Consider the following 12287-nt stretch of genomic DNA (forward strand, 5'->3'; position numbering starts at 1 on the left):
AAAAAGGCCCGATACCGGCAGTATCGGGCCTGTGTCTTTGCCCTGCGGCAAATTATACGCGTTTGAAGATCAGTGAGCCATTGGTGCCGCCAAAACCAAACGAGTTGGAAAGGGCGTACTCGAAGCTACCTGGCTTGGCCACATGGGGTACCAGATCCAGATCGCACTCTTCATCCGGGTTGTCCAGGTTGATGGTGGGCGGAGCCACCTGGTCACGCAGGGCCAACACAGTGATGATCGCCTCGATGGCACCGGCGGCGCCCAGCAGGTGACCTGTCATGGACTTGGTGGAGCTCACCATCAGGGATTTGGCGTGCTCACCAAACACCGACTTCATGCCACGCAGCTCTGCCACATCACCCAGCGGGGTGGAGGTACCGTGCGCGTTGATGTAACCAATCTGCTCGGGGGCAATGCCGGCATCCTTGATGGCATTTTTCATGGCACGAGCGCCACCGTTGCCATCTGCGGGAGGCGCAGTCATGTGGTACGCGTCACCGCTCATGCCAAAACCGACCAGCTCGGCGTAGATCTTGGCGCCACGGGCTTTGGCGTGTTCGTACTCTTCCAGTACCAGGACACCGGCACCGTCACCCAGCACAAAACCGTCGCGATCTTTATCCCACGGACGGCTCGCTTTTTGCGGCTCGTCGTTGCGGTTGGAGAGTGCCTTGGCGGCAGCAAAACCACCCATCCCCATCGCGGTGGAAGCTTTCTCGGCACCGCCGGCGACCATCACGTCGGCATCACCGTAAGCGATCATCCGGCCAGCCATGCCGATGGCATGGGTACCAGTGGTACAGGCGGTCGTCACGGCGATGTTCGGCCCTTGCAGACCTTTCATGATGGAAAGATGACCGGACACCATATTGATGATGGTGGACGGAACGAAGAAGGGACTGATCTTGCGCGGGCCGCCGTTGACCAAGCTTTCGTGGTTCTGTTCAATCAGACCCAGACCGCCGATACCGGAGCCAATCGCCACGCCGACACGTTCGGCATTCTCTTCATTGATGGTCAGGCCGGAATCATCCAGCGCCTGCATACCGGCCGCGATGCCGTATTGAATGAAGAGATCCATCTTGCGAGCGTCTTTACGGTTGATACCGTACTGCTCGGGATCGAAATCCTTGACCAGACCTGCGAAGCGGGTTGCAAACTCGCTGGCATCAAAGTGTTCGATAAGGGAAATGCCGCTCTGCCCGTTGAGCAATGCTTGCCAGCTGGATTCGGCAGTGTTACCCACCGGGGAAAGCATCCCCAAGCCGGTCACCACGACTCTGCGTTTTGACACTGAGGTAGTCTCCGAGAGGTGTTTTGAAAAGGAACAAATACAAAAGAAGCGGCCCTTGGGCCGCTTCTTTCAGAACAGGAACTTATTCCTGATTAGCGGTGATGTAGTCGATAGCCGCTTGAACAGTGGTGATCTTCTCGGCTTCTTCATCAGGAATTTCGGTATCGAATTCTTCTTCCAGCGCCATTACCAGTTCAACGGTATCCAAAGAGTCAGCGCCCAGGTCGTCGACGAAGGAGGCAGCGTTCTTAACGTCTTCCTCTTTAACACCCAGTTGTTCGATGATGATTTTCTTTACGCGTTCTTCGATGTTGCTCATGACCTGAATTTTCCTTTAAAAATACGCTATTTGCGTCTGGTTGGGGTAGTTTATTCAATTGACGTGAGTTTGCAAGTAGCTTGCCGCTGGTCAAACCACGAAATGTGCCAAACTTCGGCGTACTATCGCAAATTTGAACAGATCTTACGACAAATTGATTACACCATGTACATCCCGCCATTAACATGCAGGGTTTCGCCGGTGATATAGGCTGCTTCATCAGAAGCCAAGAATACCACAGCTGCGGCAATTTCTTTTGGATCACCCAAACGGGCGGCAGGCACCTGACTCATGATGCCGGCACGTTGATCGTCATTAAGGGCACGGGTCATGTCGGTTTCGATGAAACCGGGGGCAACCGCGTTCACTGTGATACCACGGGATGCCACTTCCCGCGCCAACGATTTGGTAAAACCAACCAGACCGGCCTTGGCGGCAGCATAGTTGACCTGACCGGCATTGCCCATGGTTCCCACCACGGAGCCAATGCTGATGATGCGACCGTGACGTTTCTTCATCATGGCACGCAACACCGGTTTGCTCAGACGATAAAGCGAGGTCAGATTGGTATCGATGATCTCGTTCCACTCGTCATCTTTCATCCGCATCAACAGGTTGTCACGGGTGATACCCGCGTTGTTGATCAGGATGTCGATGTCGCCAAAGCGCGTCTTGATGGCGGCGAAGACGGCTTCGATGGATTCCTGGCTGGTCACGTTCAGTGCCATGCCGCAACCATTCTCGCCCAGATAGGCGCTGATCGCCTCGGCACCGCTCTCGCTGGTCGCCGTACCGACCACTTTCGCGCCACGGGCCACGAATGTTTCGGCAATCGCACGGCCGATGCCACGACTGGCACCGGTCACCAACACAACCTTATCGGTAAAGCTCATCACTTGCTCCTGTTTACTTGATCTGGGCCAGCGCCTGCTCGAAAGAGGCGGCATCGTTAGCGTGAATACCTTCCACGCGCTTGTCGATGCGCTTGGCGAGCCCGGTCAACACTTTGCCCGGTCCCATCTCGATCTCGAGGGTAACGCCCTCATTGGCCATCCGCTCGACAGTCTCGGTCCACCGAACCGGGCTGAACAGCTGACGTACCAGCGCTTGCTTGATGGCGGCCGGATCCTGTTCACAGGATACGTCGACATTATTGATGACCGCGATGGTTGGAACCTTGATCTCGATCCCGTCCAGCGCAGCTGCCAGTTTTTCTGCGGCAGGTTTCATCAGCGCGCAGTGAGACGGCACGGAGACCGGCAACGGCAGTGCACGCTTGGCGCCCGACTCTTTCATCAGCACGTTGGCTCGCTCAACGGCCTCTTTGTGACCGGCGATAACCACCTGGCCCGGGGAGTTGAAGTTGACCGGAGAGACCACCTGCCCTTGTGCCGCTTTTTCGCAGTTGGCTGCGATGGATTCGTTATCCAGACCGATGATGGCCGCCATGGCGCCGGTGCCTTCCGGTACCGCTTCCTGCATGGCCAGACCACGCAACTCGACCAGTTTGACCGCATCGGCAAAATCGAGTGCGCCGCTGCAAACCAGCGCGGAGTACTCACCCAGGCTGTGACCCGCCATCATGGCAGGCGTTGCGCCACCCTGCTGTTGCCACAGGCGCCACAGGGCGACAGAGGCCGTCAGCAGCGCAGGCTGGGTGCGCCAGGTTTTGTTCAGATCTTCAACCGGACCATCCATCACCAGGGCAAACAGGTCATAACCCAGCACCTGACTCGCCTCGGCGAAGGTCTCCTTGATCACGGCATGTTGTTCGGCCAGCTCGGCCAGCATGCCAACGGACTGGGAACCTTGTCCCGGGAAGGCAATGGCAAATTGGGTCATCATTGATTCCTTTTAGATAAGACAAAAATGAAATCGGTGACGGGATGATGGGCGCACCATCCCGCCGAAGATCAGAGGCGAACCAGCGCCGAGCCCCAGGCAAAACCGCCGCCAAAGGCTTCCAGCAGTACCAGCTGACCCGGTTTGATCCGGCCATCCCGCACCCCTTCATCGAAGGCGACAGGGACGGACGCAGCAGAGGTGTTGCCGTGCTTGTCGAGGGTCAGCACCACTTTATCGAGACTCATACCGAGCTTCTTGGCTGTGGCGCTGATGATGCGGAAGTTGGCTTGATGCGGCACCAGCCAGTCCAGCTCGCTCGGCTCGATGCCAGCAGCGGCCAACGTTTCGGTTACGATCTCGCTCAGACGGGTGACAGCGACCTTGAAGACATCGTTGCCCTTCATATACATGTAGGCTTCGAGCTCGGCACCCGGCATGCCGCGGCGAGGGTGCGGCAGCTTGAGCAGCTCGCCATAACGGCCATCGGCATGGAGATGGGTAGAGAGGATGCCCGGCGTCTCGCTGGCACCGACAATCACAGCCCCTGCCCCATCACCAAACAGGATGATGGTGCCGCGATCTTGCGGATCGCACATGCGGGAGAGCACATCGGCCCCGACGACCAGAACATGGCGGGCTGCGCCGGATTTGACGAACTGATCGGCAATGGAGAGTGCGTAGGTGAAACCGGCGCAGGCTGCAGCCACGTCAAAGGCAGGAATGCCCGGTACGCCGAGCAGCCCCTGCAGCTCGCAGGCGGCAGCCGGGAAGGCATTTTCAGCACTGGTAGTGGCCAGCACTATCATATCGAGATCGGCAGCGGTCAAGCCGGCTGCATCCAGGGCGCGCAGGGCGGCCTGGTAAGAGAGGGTGGCAACGGTTTCGTCAGCCCCGGCAATACGGCGCTCACGGATACCGGTGCGTTCCACGATCCACTCATCACTGGTCTCAACCATCTGCTCGAGATCGGCGTTGGTACGCACTGAACTCGGCAGGTAGCTGCCAGTACCCAGAATTTTGCTATGCATAGAGTTCTTATAGATCCCTGTCAGAGAAGACAGCTTCAAGGCGATCTGCTATTTGCAGTGGAAGTTGATGTTTGGCCTCTTGTGCGGCCAGCAGGATCGCATTACACAGAGCGCGCCGTTCGGCCCGCCCATGACTTTTTACCACAATGCCGCGCAATCCTAACAGACTTGCCCCGTTATACTGGTCGGGGTTCAGGTAAGAAAAACGCCGTTTGAACATAAATCCGGCGATCCGGCCAAGAAAGGTGCGTTTCTTGCGGGGATATCCGGCCAGCTGGGCCATCATCCGCACCACCCCCTCGGCCGTCTTGAGGGCGACATTGCCGACAAAACCGTCGCAGACGATCACATCGCTGTCACCGCTGAAGATGCGATCCCCTTCGACGAACCCGACATAATTGAGCGCGTGGCACTGACGCAACAATTCGGCGCTGTGGCGCACCAGATCGTTGCCCTTGATCTCCTCCTCGCCGATGTTGAGCAAGGCAACACGGGGGGATGCAATGCCTTCTACCTTTTCGGCCACGACGGAGCCCATCACCGCAAACTGCAGCAAGGTATCCGCATCGCAACTGACGTTGGCGCCTAGATCCAGCATCACTGTGCGTTTGCCACTCAATGTCGGCAGCGCCTTGATAAGTGCCGGCCGATCGACCCCAGGCAGGGATTTGAGCACGCACTTGGCCATCGCCATCAACGCACCGGTATTACCGGCACTGACGCAAGCATCGGCCTCACCGGCTTTCACCAGATTGAGTACCACCCGCATGGAGGAGTCTTTCAGAGTACGCAGCGCCACGATCGGTTTATCGCCCATGCCAACCACTTGGGATGCATGTACGAAACGAACGCGGGGATGATTCAGCAAGCCATGTTGCTGCAGCAGAGAGAAGGTCTGGTGCTGGTCGCCGACCAGGATCAGTTTTAGCTGGGGTAAAAGAGACAGTGCCTGCACGGCGGCAGGCACTGTTTCCGAGGGGCCAATATCTCCCCCCATGATGTCTAGCGCGACAGTTTGCGTAGACAAAGGCAATCCTTAAGCGATTACCTTTTTACCGCGGTAGAAACCATCGGCAGTCACGTGGTGACGACGATGAATTTCGCCACTGGTCTGATCAACAGTCAGGGCAGCGGTGGTCAGCGCATCGTGGGAACGACGCATGCCACGCTTGGCACGGGTTTTACGGTTCTGTTGTACGGCCATTGTAGGCTAACTCCTAAATTCACTTACGTTTAAGCTCTTCAAGAACTGCAAAGGGATTCGGCCGCTCATCAGCAGGTTCGATTTCACCCCAGGTCATCTCCATGTTTCCTCTCGGGCATGCATCCAGAGAATGCATAGCGACTTGAGGCAACGAGAGGATGAGTTCGTCCTCCAGGATTTGATGAAGATCTATCTCGCCGTTTTCGTCCAACTCAATGGGCTCATAAGCTTCCGGCAGTTCTTCCTCGTTTGTTCTTTCGAACAGCGGAGTGTAGATAAATTCAGCTTCACAGAGGTGTTCGAATGTCTCTCCGCAACGTTGGCAAACCAGGTCAACCTTGGCATGGGCAGTGCCTTTCATAACGGTCAACTTCTGGACATCTTTGCCAAAGTGCAGTGATACATCGATATCACTCTGCAAGCCAGCGGTTGATTCCTCCAGCCTGGGCATCTGCGACTTTTCCACTATCCCGATGTAATCGAGCAGCTTCAAGGCACTACGGACTGGATCAACCTTAACGGGCAACTTCACCTTTTGCATAGGGCGCGAATAATATAGGTCCAACAACTGATAGTCAAAGGAAAAAGTCCTTACCGCCGATGATTTTAACGTCACAAGTCCCTAGAATGCCGGTACTCGCTTTCATCGGTACCTGATTATGCCACAGAATCTGATCCTCGCCTCAACTTCTCGCTATCGCAAAGCCCTGCTGGAGAAGCTCGGTCTCCCCTTTGAATGTGCCGCCCCCGATGTGGATGAGCGACCACTGGCTGGCGAATCCGCCGAGGCGCTGGTGGCCAGACTGGCTCGTGCCAAAGCTGATGCTGTCGCCCAACATCGTGATCACGGCTTGATCATCGGATCTGATCAGGTGTGTGTCTGCGATAATCACATCCTCGGCAAACCGGGCACCATCGACAATGCCATCGCCCAGCTGATGGCGGCTCAAGGTCGCAGCGTCACCTTCCACACCGGCCTGTGCGTGGTAAATGCCGCAACCGGTGAGGCTCATCAACTGGTGGAACCTTTCACCGTCCATTTTCGCAACCTCGATGAAGCCGCCATTCGCCGCTATGTAGAGGCAGAATTGCCCCTTGAGTGTGCGGGCAGTTTCAAATGCGAAGGGATGGGGATCGTGCTGTTCAAGGGGCTGGAAGGGCGCGATCCTAACGCCTTGATCGGTCTGCCGCTGATCGGCCTGATCGAGCTGCTGGAGCGCCACGGTATTGCCCTGCCCTGATCGCGGACGAATAGATAAGCTAGATCGAGGATATAAAAAGCCCGGTTAATACACCGGGTTCTGTTATCAAGCAGATTGATGTCTCTTAAAAAGAGGCGTCTGCAACAGCCCGCGAAGAGCCGCCATGGAATCCACCACCGCCACTGGCCCGTGACGACCGAGGGCATCACGACTATCTACACCCCAGGTAATGCCAATACGCGGCATAGCGATTGCCTCGGCCATCGCCATATCGTGAACAGAGTCGCCGATCATTACGGCCTGACGGGGTGACAGCCCCAGCTCGTCCAGGATCTGCTCAAGCATCAGCGGATCAGGCTTGGAGCGAGCCTCATCGGCCCCGCGACTGGTTACAAACAACGGGCGCAGCCCGGTCTCATCCAATACCCGATCCAGCCCACGGCGCGATTTGCCGGTAGCGACGGCCAGTTGCAGCCCCCGTGACTGCCAGTCATGCAGCAGCTCCCCTGCCCCAGAAAACAGCGGGCTGGGGGTGGTGTCGTGCAGATAGTGATGACGATAGCGATCGATGAGCATGGCAATCTGGCGCTCATCAATGGCGGTGCCACTGTCGCTACGCAAAGGGAACAGGCGGGACATGGCGACATCGAGGCTCAATCCGATGATCTGCCGGATCTGGGCTGGTGCAGGTACCGCCAGCTCACAATCTCTGGCGGCCCCTTGCACACAGGCAACAACCCGGCCTACCGAATCCATCAGGGTGCCGTCCCAATCGAAAATGGCGAGCCGGATATCCTGCATCAGCGTGGCAAGCCGTTGAGGAAGTTGTCGAGCTCAGGTGCCAGCGGCGCTTCTACCTGCATTTCGCGACCATCGGCCGGATGGGTGAAGCTGAGCTTCCAGGCATGCAAAAAGAGCCGTTTCAGACCTTTGCTGCGCATTTTCTCGTCAAACGCCGCTTCACCGTACTTATCGTCACAGGCGATCGGATGACCGGCATGCAGGGTGTGCACGCGGATCTGGTGAGTTCGACCGGTGATTGGACTGCACTCGACCAGGGTCGCTTCGGCAAATTGACGCACGATACGGAACCGGGTTTCCGATGGCTTGCCATCGGCGCTGACCCGTACTACCCGTTCGCCAGACTGCAGGTCGTTTTTGCGCAGAGGTGCATTGACCACCTTGACGTGAGCCTGCCATTTGCCACGAACCAGCGCCAGATACTGCTTGCGCATGGTCTTGACGCGCAACTGCTCATGCAGGCTACGCAGGGCGCTGCGTTTTTTAGCAACCAGCAGTACGCCAGAGGTATCACGGTCGAGACGGTGAACCAGTTCGAGGAAACGGGCTTCTGGACGCAGGGCGCGCAACCCCTCGATAACGCCAAAACTCAGGCCGCTGCCACCGTGTACTGCCATGCCGGAGGGCTTGTTCAGCACGATCATGGCATCGTCTTCGAACAGGATCTGGCTCTCCAGACGCTGGATAACCCCGAGGTTTGCCGAAGGCAGCTCATTCTTCTCGGCAACACGCACGGGGGGCACCCGTACCTCATCACCTGCGCAGAGTTTGTACTCCGGTTTGATGCGCTTTTTGTTTACTCGCACTTCGCCTTTACGAAGGATGCGATAGATCAGGCTCTTGGGGACGCCCTTTAGCTGAGTCTTGAGAAAATTGTCGATGCGCTGCCCGTCATGCTCAGCTTCGATGGTGAGCAGCTGCACTTGTTGTTGTATCTGTGTCATGGCGCGGATTTTAACACTGCCAGCGCCCCTTGGCTGCATGGTTTGTTGAAAAATGGCGCCTTGCTATAAAAGAGGTTTAAATGGGATAATAAACAAGGTTTTGTCATTGTGTTCAAGCCTTGTACTAAGTGGCCAAAAAGTATGCCACCCAATCCCGAAACACCGTGTATACAAGAACATGACGGTTCCCGGGTGCGAGGTACAACGCATGGAGAACACAAACATCACCGTTTATTTGTCTCCATTTCGGCATCCTTATTCATTCCTTCTCGAGAAGTGATGACCAGAACGCCCTTAGTTTGCGCCTCATGCATACCCCAACCGGGAGGTTGCCCCAGTATGCTGAAGACCCGAGGCCGGCGCTGGCAGGACCCAGATGGAGGAAATCAAAATGACACAATAATGAGAACTCAATGAAAAGAATGCTTATCAACGCAACTCAAGAAGAGGAGTTGCGCGTAGCGCTGGTTGACGGACAACAGCTCTACGATTTGGATATTGAAAGTCCGGGACACGAGCAGAAGAAAGCGAACATTTACAAGGGTAAGATCACCCGCGTAGAACCCAGCCTTGAAGCTGCTTTTGTTGACTACGGCGCCGAGCGCCACGGTTTTCTGCCGTTGAAGGAGATCGCCCGCAATTACTTCCCCTCCGGTTACTCCTATCAGGGTCGTCCCAACATCAAAGAAGTGGTCCGCGAAGGTCAGGAAGTTATCGTCCAGATCGACAAGGAAGAGCGTGGCACCAAGGGTGCAGCCCTCACCACCTTTATCAGCCTGGCAGGTAGCTACCTGGTACTGATGCCCAACAACCCCCGTGCCGGTGGTATCTCCCGCCGCATCGAGGGTGATGAGCGGACTGAACTGAAAGAAGCCCTGAGTGGATTGACCGTGCCGGAAGGCATGGGCTTGATCGTGCGCACCGCCGGTGTGGGCAAGTCTCCGGAAGAGCTGGAGTGGGATCTGAACGTCCTGCTCAATCACTGGGACTCCATCCACAAGGCCTCCCAGGAGCGCGCGGCACCGGTGCTGATCCACCAGGAAAGCAACGTCATCGTGCGTGCCATCCGTGACTATCTGCGTCGCGATGTGGGCGAGATCCTGATCGACAATCCGGTGATTTTCGAACGTGCCAAGGCCCATATCGAGCTGGTACGTCCCGATTTCCTCAACCGTGTGAAGCTGTACAAGGGTGAAGTTGCCCTGTTCAACCACTTCCAGATTGAGAGCCAGATCGAATCAGCCTTCCAGCGTGAAGTGCGCCTCCCCTCCGGTGGCAGCATCGTTATCGATCCGACCGAAGCCCTGACCTCCATCGATATCAACTCCTCCCGCGCCACCAAGGGCGGCGATATCGAAGAGACTGCGCTGCAAACCAACCTGGAAGCGGCCGACGAAATTGCCCGTCAATTGCGTCTGCGCGACTTGGGTGGCCTGATCGTAATCGACTTCATCGACATGACCCCGGTTCGCCATCAGCGCGAAGTGGAAAACCGTCTGCGTGAAGCAGTTCATCAGGATCGTGCCCGCATCCAGTTGGGCCGGATCTCCCGTTTCGGTCTGCTGGAGATGTCTCGCCAGCGTCTGCGCCCCTCCCTCAATGAATCCAGCAGCCATATCTGCCCCCGTTGCCAGGGTCAAGGCGTGATCCGTGACAACGAATCTCTCGCCCTGTCCATCCTGCGTCTCATCGAAGAAGAGGCGATGAAGGACAACACCGAGCAGGTTCACGGTCAGGTGCCGGTTGATGTGGCCGCCTATCTGCTTAACGAGAAGCGTGCCGCCATCGCCAGTCTGGAACAGCGCAATGATGTGCGTGTTTACATCATTCCGAACCAGCATCTGGAAACCCCGCACTACGAAGTGACTCGTATTCGTCAGAACGAGATCCCGGAAGCGGCCAGCTACGAGCTGAAAACCGAGATTGCCAAGCCGGTCTACCAACCGAAGCAAGCTCAGGTGATCGAGCGTGAGCAACCGCTGCTGCAAGGCTTTGCCCAACCGGCACAACCGGCCCCTGTTGCACCGCAACAGCCGGCGGCTCCTGTTGCTGCGGCCCCTGCCGAAGCCGGCTTCTTCAGCAAGCTGATCAAAGGCATTACCGGCCTGTTCAGCAGCGATGCAGCCCCTGCCGACGTGAAAGCGCCCGCCGAGAAACCAGCAGCTCGTGAAGCACGCAAGGATGAAGGTCAGCGTCATCAGCGCGAAGAAGGTCGTGGCCGTGGTCAGCGTCCTCGTCGTGACGACAATCGTGGCAACCGCAACAATGCGGAAGCTGGCGAGAAGCGTGAAGGTGGCAACCGCGAAGCCGGTGAAAACCGCAATCGCCGTCCCCGCAAAGAGCGCGAGCCTCGTCAGGAGCGTGAAGCTCGTGGCGAAGTGCGCAGCGAACAGCGCATGGAACGTGAACCCCGTCAGGAGCGCGAGCCTCGCGAACCGCGCCAGGAACGTGCGCCACGTCCGGCCCGTGAACCTCGTGCTCCCCGTGAGCCGCGTGCCGAAGTCGTTGTTGACGCAGTAGATACCGTCGATGCAGCTGCCGCCCAGCCACGTCAGGAAAAAGAGCAGAAAGTGGCCGAGCGCCGCGAACGTCGCCAACTGCGCAAGCAGATCCGCGTCGATGTCGCCACTGCTGACACCCCTGCCCTGCCGGTTGACGAAGTACCAGCGCAAGCTGAAGTGCTCGATAGCACTGTGGGCAACGAGCAGGAAGAGCAGAGTGAAGGCCAGCGCCGCTCACGCCGCACTCCGCGCAGCCAGCGTATCGAAGGTCAGCGCCGCAAGCGCATCAACGAAGATGCCCGCAGCCAACGTGACGAAGAACAGCAAGATACCACCACTCTGACCACCGCAGCCCAGGCCGATATTGCCAAAGCGCAGGTTGAAGAACCGGTAGTGCCTGTTGTTACCATCCCGAGCGCTGAAGCCGTCGCTGCTGCCCTGCAAGCCTCTGCGGCACTGACCGAGCATGTGGTTGTCGAAGCCGTTGCTGAAGAAGCTGCCGAGCAGGCGGCTGCTGAAGTCGTTGAAACTGCTCCGGTGGTTGAAGAGGCCCCTGCTGTCAGCACTCCTGCTGTGGAAGCTGTAGCGGTTGCCGTCGAGATGCCAACTGCGGTTGTCGAAGCCCCGGCACCTGTCGCTGCGGTTGCGGTGGAAGAGACTCCGGTCGTGACCAAACAGGTAGCTCACGGTGCTGGCCTGCTGGCTCGTGCCCGCAAAGCATCCGCCCCGATGGCAACTCCTGCCGAAGCCCCTGCCCTGCCTGCTCGTGAGCCGGTTAACTACCCGCCGCTGGTACGCAACGAAGTGAGCACATCAGGTCGTCATGGTGGCAGCACAGCCGCCGTCAACGTGGCCACCTGCCCGGCCGGTCGCCCCTAAGCAACCCGGGTTGATCCTGTCTAGTCCTGAAATAGGTTTACACATTTTCGGCTAGCATTTCTCCACTCAGAACCCCCTATGTACCGCATCGGGGGTTCTGTATTTCAACGCATGATGCGGCCGCTCCGCGTTGTAAATATCCACCGCTTCACGCACCATTTCCCGCGCTTGCGTTAAATCCTGCGGGCTTTGCAACAATAACTCTCCTTTCAAAATCCCGTTCACCCGCTCCGCCAACGCATTCTGGTAACAGTCATACCCATCCGTCAT

At 57.4% G+C, this 12287-nt stretch carries 13 protein-coding genes; 2 read left to right on the forward strand and 11 right to left on the reverse strand.

Features of this window, described 5'->3' with window-relative positions; translation table 11 throughout:
* Positions 1-52 precede the first annotated feature (52 nt).
* From fabF to yceD, 8 genes are all read right to left on the reverse strand, one after another.
* Positions 53-1294 (reverse strand): beta-ketoacyl-ACP synthase II, encoded by a 1242-nt coding sequence (fabF, locus tag AB5Y76_RS06535; RefSeq protein ID WP_005333158.1) that lies wholly within the window; start codon positions 1292-1294, stop codon positions 53-55.
* Positions 1295-1376: 82 nt separating this feature from the next.
* A complete protein-coding gene (gene acpP / locus AB5Y76_RS06540; protein ID WP_005300909.1) occupies positions 1377-1613 on the reverse strand; it encodes an acyl carrier protein in 237 nt (78 codons plus the stop codon).
* 158 nt (positions 1614-1771) lie between these two features.
* Complete coding sequence (fabG, locus tag AB5Y76_RS06545) at positions 1772-2506, reverse strand: 3-oxoacyl-ACP reductase FabG (protein WP_236399975.1); 735 nt, start codon at positions 2504-2506, stop codon at positions 1772-1774.
* A gap of 13 nt (positions 2507-2519) precedes the next feature.
* Positions 2520-3455: an ACP S-malonyltransferase gene (fabD, locus tag AB5Y76_RS06550; RefSeq protein WP_005333161.1), complete on the reverse strand. Its 936-nt coding sequence runs from the start codon at positions 3453-3455 to the stop codon at positions 2520-2522.
* Between the two features lie 71 nt (positions 3456-3526).
* Complete coding sequence (locus AB5Y76_RS06555) at positions 3527-4486, reverse strand: beta-ketoacyl-ACP synthase III (protein WP_040065495.1); 960 nt, start codon at positions 4484-4486, stop codon at positions 3527-3529.
* 7 nt (positions 4487-4493) lie between these two features.
* The gene (gene plsX, locus AB5Y76_RS06560) at positions 4494-5513 is read right to left on the reverse strand and encodes a phosphate acyltransferase PlsX (RefSeq protein WP_124929460.1); all 1020 of its coding nucleotides are present in this window, start codon (positions 5511-5513) and stop codon (positions 4494-4496) included.
* Positions 5514-5522: 9 nt separating this feature from the next.
* Positions 5523-5690, reverse strand: a complete 168-nt coding sequence (gene rpmF, locus AB5Y76_RS06565; protein WP_005300935.1) for a 50S ribosomal protein L32 — start codon at positions 5688-5690, stop codon at positions 5523-5525.
* 19 nt (positions 5691-5709) lie between these two features.
* Entirely contained in the window at positions 5710-6231 is a 522-nt protein-coding gene (yceD, locus tag AB5Y76_RS06570) for a 23S rRNA accumulation protein YceD (RefSeq protein ID WP_013723766.1), read from the reverse strand.
* 118 nt (positions 6232-6349) lie between these two features.
* Here yceD and AB5Y76_RS06575 point away from each other — a divergent pair, with 118 nt between their 5' ends.
* Entirely contained in the window at positions 6350-6931 is a 582-nt protein-coding gene (locus AB5Y76_RS06575) for a nucleoside triphosphate pyrophosphatase (RefSeq protein ID WP_263718535.1), read from the forward strand.
* A 66-nt stretch (positions 6932-6997) separates the two neighbouring features.
* Here the strand turns inward: AB5Y76_RS06575 and AB5Y76_RS06580 are convergent, their stop codons facing one another.
* Together AB5Y76_RS06580 and rluC are read right to left on the reverse strand one after the other, a co-directional pair.
* A complete protein-coding gene (locus AB5Y76_RS06580; protein ID WP_263718534.1) occupies positions 6998-7693 on the reverse strand; it encodes an HAD-IA family hydrolase in 696 nt (231 codons plus the stop codon).
* Complete coding sequence (gene rluC, locus AB5Y76_RS06585; RefSeq protein WP_263718533.1) at positions 7693-8637, reverse strand: 23S rRNA pseudouridine(955/2504/2580) synthase RluC; 945 nt, start codon at positions 8635-8637, stop codon at positions 7693-7695. Before rluC ends, AB5Y76_RS06580 begins: the two co-directional genes overlap by 1 nt.
* Before the next feature lie 413 nt (positions 8638-9050).
* Here rluC and rne point away from each other — a divergent pair, with 413 nt between their 5' ends.
* Positions 9051-12017, forward strand: a complete 2967-nt coding sequence (gene rne, locus AB5Y76_RS06590) for a ribonuclease E (protein ID WP_263718532.1) — start codon at positions 9051-9053, stop codon at positions 12015-12017.
* 66 nt (positions 12018-12083) lie between these two features.
* Here the strand turns inward: rne and AB5Y76_RS06595 are convergent.
* Positions 12084-12287: integrase core domain-containing protein (locus AB5Y76_RS06595; protein ID WP_069566697.1), on the reverse strand; the 204-nt coding region annotated here is incomplete at its 5' end.

Source organism: Aeromonas sp. R1-2 (assembly GCF_040908505.1).
Taxonomy (GTDB): domain Bacteria; phylum Pseudomonadota; class Gammaproteobacteria; order Enterobacterales; family Aeromonadaceae; genus Aeromonas; species Aeromonas veronii.